The sequence below is a fragment of the Burkholderia sp. YIM B11467 genome, assembly GCF_052952715.1.
Genome location: NZ_JBQVSQ010000017.1, coordinates 18,633 through 34,564, shown reverse-complemented (window position 1 = coordinate 34,564; position 15,932 = coordinate 18,633). Strand labels below are relative to the sequence as shown.

The following is a 15,932-nucleotide window of genomic DNA, read 5'->3' as shown; positions in this document are numbered from 1 at the left end:
ACTCGCGGCATTGTACCGATGATTAGACGACGGGAAAATGAAAGGTCCCCATCCGCCCGCGCATGCAGCAAGGGCTCGGACCCCATTTCAAAATGGCTCGCTCTCGCGCCGACTTTATGTAAATCCCGTAACCATCTGTCCCGCTGCCAGCCGCCGCAGACTGCAAAAAACGCGCCCCTTCCGACGCGACTCGGTCATCACGCCCCCGGTAAAACGGGGCGAACAAGGATTTCCCGCAGTCCGCCACACGTGCCTGATTCCGAACCGCCCGAGATGCATATTCGGAAATCGTTCGCGCCACACCCCGGTAACATGCTACCGGGCCAACTACCGGCTTCCGGGCGCCTTTCGGCAACCGGCACTGTCGGCAAATCGTAAGAATTCCATGTCCATACAACGACTATCCACGTACGCCTGCCGGATCGTGATGATCGCGCTGCTGCAGTTCGCGGCGATCGCGACCGCGTCGGCGTTTCCGGCGGCCGCTTCCGCCCCGGGCGCGAGCGGCACCGACGCGTCCGTGCCGGCCATCTCGCTGAACGACGCCGTCGCGCAGCTCAAGCAGATGCAGGCCGAACAGGACCGCATCAAGCAGCAGACCTCGACCGCGTCCAACAGCAAGGAGCTGGATGCGCTCGGCGATGCGACACAGGAGCTGAGCACCGATGTCGCGAAGCTGCAGAGCGACCTCGCTCCGCAGCGCGCGCAGATCCAGGCGCAACTCGACGTGCTCGGCCCGGCGCCTGCCGAGGGCGCCGCACCGGAAACGCCGGCCGTCGCGAAGCAGCGGGCGACGCTGAACGCACGCAAGACGCAAATCGATGCGGCACTGAAGCAGGCCGCCGACCAGAAGACCAACCTCGCGAACCTGAACGAACAGTTCGCGAAGCTGCATCGCGGCCTGCTGAAGAACCAGCTCGCGTTCCGTTCGGGCGGCATCTTCAGCGCGCAGTTCTGGCTGCCGCTGTTCCAGCGTTCGCCGGATGACATCCAGCGGCTCGAGGATTTCAACGACGAACTGCGCGACATGCTGCGCTCGTCGTGGGTGCCCGGACAACGGGCGATCACCACGCTGCTGCTGATCGCCGCGTTCGCGATGTGGCTCGGCGGCCGCCGGCTCATCGAGCGCGGGCTCGCGTGGATCTGCCTGAACCGCCTGCCGCCCACCCGCTTGCGCCGCAGCGCGCTGGCGTTGTCGACCGCGCTGTCGACATTCCTGGCAACCGCCTTTGCGGTTCAGATCCTCTACCTCGCCGTCGCGCGCCACTACGAGCTCACGCCGCCGCTGACCGATCTGTGGGACCAGTTCGCGAAGCTTGCCGCGACCTGCGCACTGATCGCCGGGCTCGGCCGCGCGCTGCTCTGCACGAAGCATCCGTCGTGGCGCCTGCCGGCGCTCGCCGATCCCGTCGCACTCGCGATGAAGCCGTTTCCCAGCATCCTGGCCGCGCTGCTGCTGATGTCCGGCACGCTCGAATCGATCAACCGGATCGTCGACACCAGCCTGTCGGTCACGCTGTTCGGCCGCGGCATCGTCTCGCTCGTCGTCGCGCTGACGGTCGGCGCGTCGCTGCTGCGCTCGAACCGCGCGCGCAGCGTGCTCGCGGCGGCCGGCGAGGCACCCGAGGAGCGTTCGACGCTTGCCGGGCTGATCCATGCCGGCGTCACGCTGGCGATCGTCGTGTCGCTGATCGCACTCCTGATCGGCTACATCACGGTCGCGCGCTTCATCACCTACGAGCTCGTGTGGTTCGAGATCGTGCTGTGCGCGACCTACATCCTGATCCAGTTGACGCGCGACGCGAGCGAAAGCCTGTTCTCCGCGACCCTGTCGACGGGCCAGCAGATCAAGCACCTGTTCGCACTCGAAGACCGGCACCTCGACCAGGCCCGCACGGTCCTGTCCGGATTCGGCACGAGCCTGCTGATGCTGATCGCGGCCATCGCGCTACTGACGGGCGGCTTCGGCACGACGCCGGGCGACCTGCTCGACAGCGCGGTCGCGATGATCGGCAGCCAGCGGCTGCAGAGCCTGAACATCATGCCCGACCGGATCCTGAACGCCGTGATCGGGTTCGCAATCGGCTTCTACCTGCTGCGCTCGCTGCGCCGCTGGCTCGACGGCGAGTTCATGCCCGCGCTCGGCATGGATACGGGGATGCGCGTGTCGCTGATCACGCTGTTCACCAACGTCGGCTACGTGCTGCTCGTGCTGATGACGCTCGGGCTGCTCGGTGTCAGGTGGAACAACCTCGCGTGGATCGTCAGTGCGTTGTCGGTGGGTATCGGCTTCGGCCTGCAGGAGATCGTGAAGAATTTCGTGTCGGGGCTGATCCTGCTGACCGAGCGTCCGGTGAAGGTGGGCGACATGATCAGCATCGCGGGTGTCGAAGGCGACATCCGCCGCATCAACGTGCGCGCGACCGAGATCCAGCTCAGCGACCGCTCGACCGTGATCGTGCCGAATTCGCAACTGATCTCGCAGAACCTGCGCAACGTGACGATGGGCAACAGCACGCAGGGCGTCGCAACGCTGGTGCTGACGTTCCCGCTGAACACCGATCCCGAGCAGGTGCGTGACCTGCTGCTCGACGCGTATCGCGCGCATCAGGCGATTCTCGAGAAGCCGGCGCCGTCGGTGACGTTCAGCCAGCTCACGCCGGACGGGATCACGCTGAGCGTGACGGGTTACGTGGCGAGCCCGCGGATCGCGAGTTCGACGAAGAGCGACCTGCTGTTCGAGATTCTGAAGCAACTGCGCGCGGCGAAAATCACGCTGTCGAGCCCGCAGATGCTGGTTGTGCAGAATATGCCGGCGGTGGGAGACGCGTAACGCCGCGCCCAATCACAGCCGCGTATACAAACGAAGGGCCGGTTGCCGCGACGCGGTAACCCCCCCTTCTCGCTCTCACGTGGCGCCTGGATCAGGCGCCTCGCATCAGAAGTCGAACTTCACGCCCTGCGCCAGCGGCAGCTGCCGGCTGTAGTTGATCGTATTCGTCGCGCGACGCATATAAGCCTTCCACGCATCCGAACCCGACTCGCGGCCGCCGCCCGTTTCCTTCTCGCCGCCGAACGCGCCGCCGATCTCCGCGCCGCTCGTGCCGATGTTCACGTTGACGATCCCGCAGTCGCTGCCCGCTGCCGACATGAATTGCTCGGCCTCGCGCATGTCGTTCGTGAAGATCGCCGACGACAGGCCTTGCGGCACTGCGTTGTGCACGTCGATCGCGTCTTCAAAGTTGTCGTAGACCATCACGTACAGGATCGGCGCGAATGTTTCGCGCTCGACCACCGCCGATTGCTTCGGCATCCGCACGATGGCCGGACGCACGTAGTACGCATCCGCGTGACCACCGACGTCGACGCGCTCGCCGCCCTTCACTTCGCCGCCCTGCTCGCGCGCATCGGCCAGCGCCTTCTGCATCGCGTCGAACGACGCACGATCGACCAGCGGGCCGACGAGCGTGCCTTCCTCAAGCGGGCTACCGACCTTTACCGACGTGTATGCCTTCTCGATGCGCGGCAGCAGCTGATCGACGATGCTGCGATGGACGATCAGGCGGCGCAGCGTCGTGCAGCGCTGGCCGGCCGTGCCGACCGCCGCGAACGTCACGGCGCGCACGACGAGGTCGAGATCGGCGCTCGGCGCGACGATCATCCCGTTGTTGCCGCCAAGTTCGAGGATGCCGCGCGCGAGACGCTGGCTCAGCACCTTCGCGACTTCCGTGCCCATCCGCACGCTACCCGTCGCGCTGATGACCGGCACCTTCTTCGACGACGTCAGCACCTCGCCGACATCGCGCATGCCGAGCACCAGCTGGCTCAGCCCTTCCGGCGCAACGCCCGGATGCGTCTTGTCGAACTCGCGCAGCGCCTTGCCGAGCAGCACGTGGCATGCAATCGCGGTGAGCGGCGTCTTTTCCGACGGCTTCCACACGACCGGATCGCCGCACACGAACGCGAGCGCCGCATTCCATGCCCACACCGCGACCGGGAAGTTGAACGCCGAAATCACGCCGCACACGCCGATCGGGTGCCACGTTTCCATCATCCGGTGGCCCGGGCGCTCGGACGCGATCGTGAGGCCGTAAAGCTGGCGCGACAGACCGACCGCGAAATCGCAGATGTCGATCATTTCCTGCACTTCGCCGAGGCCTTCGGACGTGATCTTGCCGGCCTCGAGCGTGACGAGGTGGCCGAGCGCGGCCTTGTGCTCGCGCAGCACGTTGCCGAACACGCGCACGAGTTCGCCGCGCACCGGTGCCGGCACCGTGCGCCACTTGAGGAATGCGTCGTGCGCGGCGTCGATCTTGCGCTCGGCGTCGGCGGGCGTGTCGACGGCCAGCGTCGCGAGCGTCGCGCCGTCGAGCGGCGAACGCGCGGTCAGCGCATTGCCTTTCCACTGGGCGAGATCGATATCGAGCGCGGCAAGAATGTCGTTGAATTGCATCACTTCCTCTTCAGGGACAGATTGATCGGTGCGGCGGCAGCGCCGCCCGCGTGATTCGATTGGAGCGCGTTCGCGCGCCCTGTGCAAGCGGATGCGCAGCTCGACGGGCCCGGTGCGCCGCACGGCGCATCGCGCTGCGCCGCCGCCGGAAGCCCGGCCGGACGGCGCGCCCCCGCCTCGCAAGGCACGATCCATGAAACACATTGTCGATGGCCACAAGTCAGGCCGCTATTGATATTAACTCACGACTTCATTCCCAAAACGCAACACCTCGGCAGGACAAATCCATGCGTTCCTGCGCTGATTCAGGACACGTCCAAAGCCGGTAGCCGGGCCGCCCGGCGCGCTGCGTCGCGACGCAAGTTGATGACAAAGTTGCATCACCCTGTTCGGAAATATCGTTTGCGGCCCGTGCATCGGGCACACACAATCGGTGCGACGTCGAGGTGCAGCGCACCCGGCGCGCCGACGGCCGCCATCAGGCAGCCGGACGACAGACGAAGGCGACACGCGTGGCAGCCCGGTTCACCCGGACCGTTCCCGCGAAGCACCACCGCTGCCCCGGCCGGCAGCAGGCACCGCGTCGCGCTTCGTCACCGAAAAACAATTCCGGAGACAGCGCCCAGCGCCCGCCATGCATTCAGATGCCCGCCCCGATTCGTCCCGTCCGTCCGGCTCGCCGCCCGCGAAGCCATCCCTCCACCGTAGCCTGCAGGCCCGCCATCTGCGGATGATCGCGATCGGCGGCTCGATCGGCACGGGCCTGTTCGTCGCGTCCGGCGCATCGATCTCGCAGGCCGGCCCCGGCGGCGCGATGCTCGCGTACATGGTGATCGGCCTGATGGTCTATTTCCTGATGACGAGCCTCGGCGAAATGGCCGCGTTCATGCCCGTGTCGGGCTCGTTCGCGACCTACGGCGCGAAGTTCGTCGACGAAGGCTTCGGTTTCGCGCTCGGCTGGAACTACTGGTATAGCTGGGCCGTGACGCTGGCTGTGGAACTGGTCGCCGGGCAGCTCGTGATGAACTACTGGTTCCCGCATGTGCCTGGCGTCTGGTGGAGCGCGCTGTTCCTCACGCTGATCTTCGCGCTCAACGCACTGTCGGTGCGCGGCTTCGGTGAAGCCGAATACTGGTTCGCGCTGATCAAGGTGCTGACGGTGCTCGCGTTCGTCGGCGTCGGCCTGCTGATGATCTTCGGGATCATGCAGGGCGGCCCGAGCGCGGGCTGGGGCAACTTCACGCTCGGTGACGCGCCGTTCGTCGGCGGCTGGGCGACGATGCTCGGCGTCGCGATGATCGCGGGCTTCTCGTTCCAGGGCACCGAGATGATCGGCGTCGCGGCCGGCGAGTCGGAGAACCCGCGCACGACGATTCCGCGCGCGGTGAGCCAGATCTTCTGGCGCATCCTGCTGTTCTACGTGTTCGCGATCTTCGTGATCGGCGTGCTGATCCCCTACACCGACCCGAGCCTGCTGAAGAGCGACGTGACCGACATCGGCGTGAGCCCGTTCACGCTCGTGTTCCGCCACGCGGGCCTCGCGTTCGCGGCCGGCGTGATGAACGCGGTGATCCTGACCGCCGTGCTGTCGGCCGGCAACTCGGGCATGTACGCGTCGACGCGGATGCTCTTCAACCTCGCGGTCGAAGGCCGTGCGCCGAAGGTGTTCGCGAAGCTGTCGCCCGGCGGCGTGCCGCGCAATGCGCTGTATGCGACGACGGCCGTCGGCGCGCTGTGTTTCCTCACGTCGCTGTACGGCGACAAGACGGTCTACCTGTGGCTGCTGAACACGTCGGGCATGGCCGGCTTCATCACGTGGCTCGGCATCGCGGTCAGCCACTACCGGTTCCGCAAGGGTTTCCTCAAGCAGGGCTACCGGCTCGACCAGTTGCCGTACCGGTCGAAGTGGTTCCCGTTCGGCCCGCTGTTCGCATTCGCGCTGTGCGCGATCGTCGCGCTCGGCCAGGACTACCAGGCGTTCCTCACCGACAAGATCGACTGGGTCGGCGTCGCCGCGACCTACATCGGCCTGCCGTTCTTCCTCGCGATCTGGCTCGGCTACGCGATCGTGCGCAAATGCCGCCTCGTGCGCTACGAGGACATGGAGATCGCGCCGTGGATCGAACGCAACGCGACGCCCGAAGCGGTACCGCAGGCCGAAACCGGCTACGCGGGCTACGTCGCCAGCCCGGCCAACCCGACGCCGGGCACCTGACGGCACGCACCGCGCCGGCCGCCGCCCGAACACGGCAGCCGGCGCCCTGACAACCCCCATTCGACGCGGCGCGCGCGTTCAGGCAAGATCGACGCGCGCCGTCCGTTTTTACGCCGTTACGAATCCTCGAATCGCATGCAGAACTTCTACGAAGCCACCGTTACCCGCCAGCCCTACCCGCAACTGACCGGCACGATCGACACGCAGGTCTGCATCGTCGGCGGCGGCCTCGCCGGCCTGTGCACCGCGCTCGGCCTCGTCGAGCGCGGCGTACACGACGTCGTCGTGCTCGACAGCGAACGGGTCGGCTTCGGTGCATCGGGCCGCAACGGCGGTTTCGTGTTCGGCGGCTACAGCCTCGACAACGCCGACCTGCTGCGCACGCTCGGCCGCGACGAAGGGCGCCGCCTGTACCGGCTCACCGTCGACGCGGTCGAGCTGATCCGCGCACGGATCGCGCGCTACGGAATCGACTGCGACCTCGTCGACCAGGGCGTGATGCTCGCGAACTGGTTCGACGATCCGTCGCGGCTCGACAGCGTGCGCGCGCTGATGAAAAACGAACTCGACGTCGACTGGGAACCCGTATCGACGGACGCGCTGCGCCAACGGCTGAAGACGCAGCGCTATTACGGCGGCCTGTTCGAGCCGAACGCCTTCCACTTCCATCCGCTCAAGTACGTGCTCGGCGTCGCGGCGGCCGCATCGCGCGGCGGTGCGCGCGTGTATGAACGCTCGGCCGCGCTCGGCATCACGCGCGAAGGCGCCGGCTACGTCGTGCGCACGGCGCAGGGCACCGTGCGCGCGAAGGACGTCGTGTTCGCCGGCGGCGGTTACGCACGCGGCGTGTCGCCGCGCATCGAGCGCGCGGTGCTGCCGATCGCGACCTACGTGATCGCGACCGAACCGCTCGGCGCGCGCCTGCCGGACGCGATCGACGCGCCGTACGCGATCTACGACACACGTTTCGCATTCGACTACTACCGCCCGCTGAAGGACACGCGCATCCTGTGGGGCGGCCGGATCTCCGTGCTCGACCGCGGCCCCGACGCGATCGCGCGCCTGCTGCGGCGCGACCTGCTGCGCGTGTATCCGCAACTCGAAGGCGTGAAGGTCGACTACGCGTGGGGCGGGCTGATGAGCTACGCGCGGCACAAGATGCCGCAGATCGGCCGCGACGCGGACGGCGTGTGGCACGCGATCGCGTTCGGTGGCCACGGGATGGCGCCGACCACGGTCGCCGGCGAAGCGCTCGCGGCCGCGCTGGCCGAAGGCCGGCCGGTGCCGGACGGCTTCGCCGCGTTCGGGCTCACGCGCACGTTCGGGCTGGCAGGCCTCGCCGCCGCGCAGCTCACGTACACGGCTTACCAGGCCCGCGACGCACTCGCGTCCTGCCGCCGCTGAGCAGCCGCGGCGGCCGAAACGGCCCCGCCGATTAGAGCGGGAGGTCGGCCGGACGCGGATTTCCCACATGCTAGAATGGCTGGTCCAAGCTGCCGCGAAGCCAGAACAAGATCACATGAAAGCAGGAAGCAAGGCCGCCACGTCCGAAAGCCGCGCGCTTGCGTCCGAAGCGCGCCGCAAATACGATCCCGAGCAAACCAAGCGCAACATCCTCGATGTCGCCACGCAGGAATTTTCCGCGATGGGCCTCGCCGGTGCGCGCGTCGACGCGATCGCCGAGCGCACGAACACGACGAAGCGGATGCTCTATTACTACTTCGAAAGCAAGGAAGGCCTGTACGAGGCCGTGCTGGAGAAGGTGTACGGCGACATCCGCGCGCTCGAGCAGGAACTGCACGTCGGCGACATGGAGCCGCGCGAAGGCATGCGCCGCCTCGTCGAATTCACGTTCGACTATCACGACAAGCATCGCGACTTCGTCCGCCTCGTGTCGATCGAAAACATCCACGGCGCGAAGTATCTCGAACAGCTCAAGTCATTCAAGAACCGCAACGTCAGCATCATCAAGACGCTCGAGGAACTGGTCGAGCGCGGCGCGGCAAGCGGCGCGTTCCGCAAGGACATCGACGCGTTCGACCTGCACCTGCTGATCAGCTCGTTCTGCTTCCACCGCGTGTCGAACCGCTACACGTTCGGCGCCGCGTTCGGCCGCGACCCGTCGGCGCCGCGCCTGCGCGCGCGGCATCGCGACACGATCGCCGACGCCGTGCTGCGTTACGTCGCCGCGTAAGCGGCGGCTGCCCGAGCTCCCGGGCAGCGCCCACCGGGCACGAAACCTTCGTGCCCGTCACGCATCAGCGCTTCAATCCGTCGGCGCGGTCGACGCCAGCGCGATCCGCGCCTTCTCTTCCGGGCTTCCCGCCACGTAATACTTCTTCGCCCAGCTCGAATCGGGCGCAAGCGCGAGCCGCGCATGCGCGCCCGTGCCCGTGCCTGTGCCCGTACCCGTGCCGTGCTGCTTCGCATCGATCGCCAGCGCCCGTGCGCGGTAGTGCTCGTAGAGCCGCAGGAATTCCGCGAGATAGATTCCAGCGATCCGCTGGTCGCGAATCTCGAGCAGGTTCTCGTCGTTGAACTGCTCGGAATTGCGGCTCATGTTCGCCGAGCCCGTATAGACGACCGGATTCGCGCCCTCCGCGTCGATCACGATGAACTTGTGATGGATCACGACGGGCGGATAGGCCGGCGCCGGCTCGCCCGGAAACTGCCGCAATTCCGGCTCGAAGCCCTGCGGCACCGTCGCCGCGGAGAAGTACTCGGCGTCGATCACGTCGTGGTTGTCGCGGCTGCGGTGATACAGCTCGAGGTTCGCGAGCGTCGCCGCATCGAGCGTCTGGCCGGCCTGCTGCGCGGCATCGGCCTTCGTCGCGCTGCCGACGTTGATCTTGTTCACCAGCCCGAACATCATCAGCCCGCGGTCGCCGGCCGCGAAGCACGCGTCGCGCAGCGCCGCGTCGGTCGGCATGAACAGGCAGAACGACACCGAATGCTTCGCGGCCTCGATCGCGGCGACGATCGTGTCGATCTCGGTGCGTTGCCCCGTCGGTTCGGGCGAGAACGCCAGCCGCACCTGCGCGCTGCCGATCGTCATCGGCGCGGACCAGCCCGGCGACAGCCGCGCCGTCTCCGCGATCGGCGGATTCGCGGCCAGCGCATGCGCACGATCGTTGTACAGCGCGGCGAGCGCCGGCGAGTCGAATGCGTGCAGCACGTTCGCCTGTTCGGTGAGCCCTTCGGTCGTGAAGTTCGCGGACCCCGTCAGCACACGCGTGGGCGTCGCGCTTGCCGACGCATCGGTCACGATGAACTTGTCGTGCATGATGTGCGTCTTGTCGCGCGGCGCGAGCGTCGCGAGACCCTGCAGCGCGTCGACGGCCGGCTGGTTCGGCGACGGGAGCGGCGGCTTGCCCTTGCGCGCCGTCGTGTGCGCGTCGTAGACGATCGCAAGCGACGCGTCGCCGTGCTTGCGCCCGAACGCCTCGAACGCGGGCAGCGCCCACAGCGTGTCCGTCAGGTGATAAACGGCCGACGCCGCGCGCGACGCGGGGTCGAGCATCTCCGCGAACACCTGCTCCATGTCGTTCGCGAGCCAGGTGCGCAGCTTCAGTGCCTGCGCGTCGCTCGGCGCCGCATTCGGCGCGAGGCCCAGCGCCGCGACCTGCTTCGCGAACGCCTGCGAGCTGACCACCGCGCGGTTGAACCACGTGCCGATGCCGTCCTCGATGTGCGCGGGCAGCACGACGTCGCACACGCCGGCTTGCGCGTCGAGCACCTGCAGGTCCGCCGGCGTGCCGACGACCGGATACACGTCGTAGCGGAACGATGCATCGCGGTCCTGAGGATCGATGCGCGCGTCCCACCACATGAATTTCTGGATCGGCGCCTGGTCGGTCGGCGCGTCGCCCTGCGTGTCGGCGGCCGGGCCGTCGAACGTCAGGCGGTTCGGCAGCCAGCTGTTCGGCGCACGCGTCTTGCCGTCGGCCGACCAGAATCCCGGCGTGCGCCGGATCGCGAAACCGAGGAAATCGGACCGCGACGCCGCATCGGGCCAGTCGAAGGCCAGCAGGACGAGAGTGGGGGAAAGATAGCTGCGCACGCTGACGGACATTCGTTGCTCCCTGGCCCTGCGGCCGGTCGAGATGAATGGGTCAGTGTTGACGGCGGTTCTTCCCGCGGGATGACGGTTCGATGAACCTTGTATGTCGGACGCGCGTCAGTCGCACACGAGCAGCTCGATCCCGCGCGCGGTCAACGCGCGGCGCAGCGCCTTGTCGGGCGCGCGTTCGGTCACGAGATAACGCGCGGCGGCCGTGCCGTTGATCCGCACCGGCGTCACGCGGCCGAATTTCGAATGGTCGGCGACGATGATCGCCGTGCCGGCCGCCGCGATCATCCGGCTGCGCACCTCGGCCGCGAGCCGCGAGTAGTCGGTGCATTCGCCGTCGGGCGTGATGCCGCCGGCGCCGACGAACGCGAAATCGACGTGGTATTGCGCAAGCTGATGGATCGTGTCGAGCCCGAAGGTTGCGTCCTCATCGTCGGACAGTTCGCCGCCGAGCAGCGTCACGCGGTTGCCGTTGCGCCGCGCGAGCACGAACGCGGTGCGCCAGTCGTTCGTATAGATCGACAGCCGGTGCCGGTCAGCGAGCGCAAGCGCGACCGCATGCGGCGTGCTGCCCGAATCGATCAGCACCGATGCATCGTCGGGCACGAATTCGGCCGCGCGCCGCCCGATCGTGCGCTTCGCGTCCGCGTTCGCGGCTTCGCGCTCGGACAGGCTCGGCTCGCGGCGATCCGCGGCCAGCGCGCCGCCGTGCGTCATCACGAGCAGGCCGCGCGCGGCAAGTGCGTTCAGGTCGCGCCGCACCGTTTCGCGCGACACGTCGAGCGAACGCACGAGTTCCGCGACCGACAACGCGCCCGATCGTCCGAGCTCCGACAGGATGAATTGATGACGTTGTTCCGCCAGCATCGCGTGTGCGCCCGAGGCGACTGGTAATGGGTAAGCCGGCCATTGTATTACGGACGTTTGACCGACATTTGACGGTGGCGCGAAACGGGGCCGGCCGCGCTCCCCGAAAGCGAAATTCTGAATTGCCTGACGCGCGCGAATCGGCGCGGCGCCGGTTGCTACACTTCGAGCTTCGCAGAACGACAGACCAAGCCAAGGGGCTCGCGCAATGTATCGCAAAGGCAGTGTGATCGAAATCCAGTTTCCGCCCGAAAGACTCAACGACGCCGCCGGTGATCCGTACTGGATCGACCTGACGCTCGACGAGGCCCGCCGGCTGTACGAGCAGCTCGCCGCGCGCTTCGCGACCGACGCGCGCGCCAACCAGCCGCTCGATACGTTCTCGATCGACTGATTCGACTGATCTCCGCTTCACCACGCTCGCCCGTCCGCTGCGCACCGCGCAGCACAACGCACGCCGCCGCATCCTCGCGATATGCGGCATGAGACGAGTGCAGGATTCGACAAGACGCCGGCGGAGCTTGCCCCGATACTGGCCGACTTCACGGTTCTGTCCGGCCGCCTCGCGGCCCGCCTCGCATGCTTACCTCGCTCGTCGCCGCCGCTTTCGTCGCGCTCTGGTCCACCGGCTTCATCGTTGCGCGGGCAATCAAGCCCTACGCCGATCCCAACCTGTTCCTCCTCGCGCGTTTCGCGGGCACGGCCGCGCTGTTCGGCATGGTGGCGCTCGTCGCACGCGCGCCGTGGCCGGCCCGCCGCGAATGGCCGCGCCACCTGATCGCGGGCGCGTTGCTGCAGGGCGTCTATCTCGGCGCGAGCTACTGGGCCGTCGCGCAAGGGCTGAACGCGGGCGTCATGGCGCTGCTCGGCGCGCTGCAGCCGCTTGCCACCGCCGTGCTCGCCGTGCCGCTGTTCAACGAGCGCCTGCCCGCGCGCGGCTGGCTCGGGATGGCGCTCGGGCTGGCCGGCGTCGCGCTCGTGCTGGCACCGAAGGTCGCGGGCGGCGTCGCATCGCCGCCGGGCGCGGCGCCCGCGTGGCTCGTGGTCGCCGTGTCGGTGCTGGCGGTCGGGTCGATCACCGCCGGCTCGCTGTACCAGAAGGGCAAGCTCGCGCAGAGCGACCTGCGCACCGCGGTCGCCGTGCAGAACTTCGGCGCGGCGCTCGTCGCGGCGATCTTCGTCGTGCTGCTGCACGAGACGCGCTGGATCGGCGCGCCGGCGCTGTGGGTGTCGCTCGTGTGGGGCGTCGTGTTCCTGTCCGGCGGCGCGGTCACGATGCTGATGTGGATGCTGCGGCGCGGCAACGCCGCGCGCGCGACGTCGCTGCTGTTCCTCGCGCCGCCGCTCGCCGCGCTGCAGGGCTACCTGCTGTTCGGCGAAACGCTCGCGGCAATCCAGCTCGCCGGCTTCGCGCTCGCGCTGGTGGGGGTCGTGCTCGCGCGGCGCTGACGCCAGCCATCGACCAAGCCGGCACCGTCATCGAGGCCGCGCGCACGGATGCCCTTCGCGCGGCATCCTGCACCCGCCCGGCGCACCGTGCACCACGGCGATGCAGCGCGTCTCGCCGAAGCAACGCAAGGCCGCCGGATCGCACGCCCGGCGCGGCGCCCCGCCACGATTGCGCTTATGATGGGCGCCTTGCATTTCGTTCCGGAACTCCCTTCATGACATCCGCCGATTACGCCAGCCGCCAACGCGCGATCATTGCCGAACTGAACGTCGCCCCGCAATTCGACGCCGAGGCCGAGATCGCCCGCCGCGTCGAATTCCTCGCGCAATACCTTCGTTCAACCGGCCTGCGGACCTACGTGCTCGGCATCAGCGGCGGCGTCGATTCGTCGACGGCCGGGCGGCTCGCGCAACTGTCGGTCGAACGCCTGCGCGCCGACGGCTACGATGCGCGCTTCATCGCGATGCGCTTGCCGAACGGCGTGCAGAACGACGAAGCCGACGCGCAGCGCGCACTCGCGTTCGTGCGCGCGGACGAGACCCTGACGGTCGACGTGAAACCGGCCGCCGATGCGATGCTCGCGTCGCTGGTCGCGTCCGGCCATGCGTTCGAAACGCCTGCGCAACAGGATTTCGTGCACGGCAACATCAAGGCGCGCGAGCGCATGATCGCGCAGTACGCGGTGGCCGGCGCGCGGCGCGGCATCGTGATCGGCACCGATCACGCGGCCGAATCGCTGATGGGTTTCTTCACGAAGTTCGGCGACGGCGGCGCGGACGTGCTGCCGCTCGCGGGCCTGAACAAGCGTCGCGTGCGCGCGGTCGCACGCGCGCTCGGCGGCGAGGAATCGATCGTGATGAAAGTGCCGACGGCCGACCTCGAGGAACTGCGCCCGCTGCGCCCCGACGAGCACGCGTACGGCGTCAGCTACGACGAGATCGACGATTTCCTCGAAGGCAAGCCGGTCAGCGACCATGTGTACGAGACCGTGCTGCGCTTCCACGCAGGTTCGCGGCACAAGCGCGCGCTGCCGTACACGCTGTTCGACTGGCCGACCGCGTAAGCCGCGACTGCGGCTGAGCGATCGGCGCGTCACAATCATCCGGTGCTGCCGCCCGGCGACCGGTCGGCAGCATCGGAGCCCAATCGCCGCGCGCAGCCGTGACGGCGACGCGCGGCAACCCGGCGACGGGCAACGCTACGCGTGCCCGCCCGTCTTCGTCGCCTGCAGCGCACGAATCCGCATCCGCGCGCCCGTATCGCTGACCGTCGTATCGTACATCGTCGCGAGATCGCGCTTGAGCGCGGTGCGCGAGCCCCCGTCGAGATACACCATGTGCCCCGACGGATAAAAACGCGCGGACAGGTTCTGCCGCACCTTCTGATCCTCGAGCGGCATCTGCTGCAGGTCGATCACGGTCTGGTAGAACGGCGTGACGAAGTCGTAGAAGCCGTTCGCCGACAGCACCTTCAGGTCGACGTTCAGCGCCATCACCGCGGCGAGATCGCCGGCCGTGTAGAGAATCACGTTCCCCTGCGCGTCGATGCCCTGCTGCGCGCCGGTCGGGTCGATGTGGCTGAAATCCCAGTGCTGGAACGCCTGGTCGTTCAGGTCCGTGAACGCGGAATTCGACGTGAACTTCAACTGCTCGTTCAGGTAGCTGTTCCACATCGCCGTATACACACCCGTCACGGCCGTCATCGTCGGATCGTTGCCGCCCGAGTTCGGGTCGATCTTGCCGGCGATGCCCGACGAAATCCCGGTCACGCGGCCGTCGTACGAGCCGAGCGCGAGCCCCTGCGCCTGCAGCAGCGTCGTCAGGAACAGCGAATTGCCGCGCGCGTCGTAACCGGCGATGTTGAGGCTCCACGACTGCAGCGTCGCCGTATCGATGCCCGTGTATTGCGACAGTTTCTGCACGGCGGCCGGGTCCGCATGCGGGACCGCGCGCAACGCGTTCAGGTAGTCGGTGCGCGAGAACTGCGCGACTTCCTCGACGAACGCGCCGAGATCGGTCGGCGCCGGCGTGACGCCGAGCTTCTTGTGATACCACGCGTCGGCCGCCGCGGTCGGCAACGCGCCGACCGGGTTGCCGGCCTGCCGGTAGTCGAGGATCGACGATTGCAGCGTGACGCCGTTCAGGTCGACACCGTCCTCGTGCAGCTTGTACGCGAGCACGCAGCTGCGCGCGGTGCCGTACGATTCGCCGAACAGGTATTTCGGCGAATTCCAGCGGTTGTTCTTCGTCAGGTAGCGCTTGATGAACTGCTTCAGCGAATCCGCATCCTGGTCGACGCCCCAGAAGTTGCGGTTCTTGTTCGGCGCGACGGCCGCCGAATAACCGGTGCCGACCGGGTTGATGAACACCAGGTCGCTGTGGTCGATCATGCTGTCCGGGTTGTCTTCCATCTGGTACGGCGCGGGCGGCGTGAAACCCGGCATCGACGTCTTGATGCGCTTCGGCGCGAACGAGCCGAGCAGCACGAACACCGACGACGAACCGGGCCCGCCGTTATAGAAGAACGTCACGGGACGCGTTTCTTCCTTCGCGCCATCGGCGGTGAATGCGACGTAGAAGATCTTCGCGGCCGGCTGCGAACTGCTCGGGTCGACCGTCACGAGATGGCCGGCCGTCGCCGTGTACGCGATGCGCTTCCCGTCGATCAGGATCGTGTGATGCGTGATCGCAGCCGCTTCGGTTGTATCGGTCACCGAGTCGTCGGGGCCGTTGCCGTACGCGACCGGATCGAAGAACGGCTGATCGCGGCCATGACTCAACGCCACGGGATTGACGGTCGGCGGCACGCTATGCGAATTGTGGTCGCCGTGATGCAGCGGATAAACGCCGCCGGAAGATGCGGTATCGATGCCCATCGT

Annotated in this window: 11 protein-coding genes; 7 read left to right on the top strand and 4 right to left on the bottom strand. The window is 67.5% G+C overall.

What is annotated here, in order from left to right; translation table 11 throughout:
- Positions 1-385: 385 nt before the first annotated feature.
- Complete coding sequence (locus tag ACTRWB_RS35485; protein ID WP_446904618.1) at positions 386-2,833, top strand: DUF3772 domain-containing protein; 2,448 nt, start codon at positions 386-388, stop codon at positions 2,831-2,833.
- A 105-nt stretch (positions 2,834-2,938) separates the two neighbouring features.
- Here the strand turns inward: ACTRWB_RS35485 and amaB are convergent, their stop codons facing one another.
- Positions 2,939-4,453, bottom strand: coding sequence for an L-piperidine-6-carboxylate dehydrogenase (gene amaB / locus ACTRWB_RS35480; protein WP_048246683.1), 1,515 nt, complete (start codon positions 4,451-4,453; stop codon positions 2,939-2,941).
- A gap of 634 nt (positions 4,454-5,087) precedes the next feature.
- Here amaB and ACTRWB_RS35475 point away from each other — a divergent pair.
- From ACTRWB_RS35475 to ACTRWB_RS35465, 3 genes are all read left to right on the top strand, one after another.
- Positions 5,088-6,668, top strand: coding sequence for an amino acid permease (locus ACTRWB_RS35475; protein ID WP_446904617.1), 1,581 nt, complete (start codon positions 5,088-5,090; stop codon positions 6,666-6,668).
- A 135-nt stretch (positions 6,669-6,803) separates the two neighbouring features.
- Entirely contained in the window at positions 6,804-8,072 is a 1,269-nt protein-coding gene (locus tag ACTRWB_RS35470; protein WP_446904616.1) for an NAD(P)/FAD-dependent oxidoreductase, read from the top strand.
- 115 nt (positions 8,073-8,187) lie between these two features.
- Positions 8,188-8,862, top strand: coding sequence for a TetR family transcriptional regulator (locus tag ACTRWB_RS35465; RefSeq protein WP_129515795.1), 675 nt, complete (start codon positions 8,188-8,190; stop codon positions 8,860-8,862).
- A gap of 72 nt (positions 8,863-8,934) precedes the next feature.
- Here the strand turns inward: ACTRWB_RS35465 and ACTRWB_RS35460 are convergent, their stop codons facing one another.
- The gene (locus tag ACTRWB_RS35460; RefSeq protein WP_446904615.1) at positions 8,935-10,740 is read right to left on the bottom strand and encodes a phospholipase D-like domain-containing protein; all 1,806 of its coding nucleotides are present in this window, start codon (positions 10,738-10,740) and stop codon (positions 8,935-8,937) included.
- Positions 10,741-10,845: 105 nt separating this feature from the next.
- Positions 10,846-11,604 (bottom strand): DeoR/GlpR family DNA-binding transcription regulator, encoded by a 759-nt coding sequence (locus ACTRWB_RS35455; protein WP_343494900.1) that lies wholly within the window; start codon positions 11,602-11,604, stop codon positions 10,846-10,848.
- Between the two features lie 208 nt (positions 11,605-11,812).
- Between ACTRWB_RS35455 and ACTRWB_RS35450 the strand changes: the two genes are divergently transcribed.
- From ACTRWB_RS35450 to nadE, 3 genes are all read left to right on the top strand, one after another.
- On the top strand, positions 11,813-11,998 hold the full coding sequence (locus ACTRWB_RS35450; RefSeq protein ID WP_006480515.1) for a hypothetical protein: 186 nt from the start codon (positions 11,813-11,815) through the stop codon (positions 11,996-11,998).
- 185 nt (positions 11,999-12,183) lie between these two features.
- Complete coding sequence (locus ACTRWB_RS35445) at positions 12,184-13,053, top strand: DMT family transporter (protein WP_343494901.1); 870 nt, start codon at positions 12,184-12,186, stop codon at positions 13,051-13,053.
- A gap of 215 nt (positions 13,054-13,268) precedes the next feature.
- The gene (gene nadE / locus ACTRWB_RS35440) at positions 13,269-14,117 is read left to right on the top strand and encodes an ammonia-dependent NAD(+) synthetase (protein WP_129515798.1); all 849 of its coding nucleotides are present in this window, start codon (positions 13,269-13,271) and stop codon (positions 14,115-14,117) included.
- 135 nt (positions 14,118-14,252) lie between these two features.
- Here nadE and ACTRWB_RS35435 read toward each other — a convergent pair whose 3' ends face one another.
- A complete protein-coding gene (locus ACTRWB_RS35435) occupies positions 14,253-15,929 on the bottom strand; it encodes a S10 family peptidase (protein WP_446904614.1) in 1,677 nt (558 codons plus the stop codon).
- Positions 15,930-15,932 lie beyond the last annotated feature (3 nt).

Bases quoted from the DNA above. Each gene is read 5' to 3' on its own strand.
- ACTRWB_RS35485 (WP_446904618.1), top strand. From the start codon at position 386: ATGTCCATACAACGACTATCCACGTACGCCTGCCGGATCGTGATGATC.
- amaB (WP_048246683.1), bottom strand. From the start codon at position 4,453: ATGCAATTCAACGACATTCTTGCCGCGCTCGATATCGATCTCGCCCAG.
- ACTRWB_RS35475 (WP_446904617.1), top strand. From the start codon at position 5,088: ATGCATTCAGATGCCCGCCCCGATTCGTCCCGTCCGTCCGGCTCGCCG.
- ACTRWB_RS35470 (WP_446904616.1), top strand. From the start codon at position 6,804: ATGCAGAACTTCTACGAAGCCACCGTTACCCGCCAGCCCTACCCGCAA.
- ACTRWB_RS35465 (WP_129515795.1), top strand. From the start codon at position 8,188: ATGAAAGCAGGAAGCAAGGCCGCCACGTCCGAAAGCCGCGCGCTTGCG.
- ACTRWB_RS35460 (WP_446904615.1), bottom strand. From the start codon at position 10,740: ATGTCCGTCAGCGTGCGCAGCTATCTTTCCCCCACTCTCGTCCTGCTG.
- ACTRWB_RS35455 (WP_343494900.1), bottom strand. From the start codon at position 11,604: ATGCTGGCGGAACAACGTCATCAATTCATCCTGTCGGAGCTCGGACGA.
- ACTRWB_RS35450 (WP_006480515.1), top strand. From the start codon at position 11,813: ATGTATCGCAAAGGCAGTGTGATCGAAATCCAGTTTCCGCCCGAAAGA.
- ACTRWB_RS35445 (WP_343494901.1), top strand. From the start codon at position 12,184: ATGCTTACCTCGCTCGTCGCCGCCGCTTTCGTCGCGCTCTGGTCCACC.
- nadE (WP_129515798.1), top strand. From the start codon at position 13,269: ATGACATCCGCCGATTACGCCAGCCGCCAACGCGCGATCATTGCCGAA.
- ACTRWB_RS35435 (WP_446904614.1), bottom strand. From the start codon at position 15,929: ATGGGCATCGATACCGCATCTTCCGGCGGCGTTTATCCGCTGCATCAC.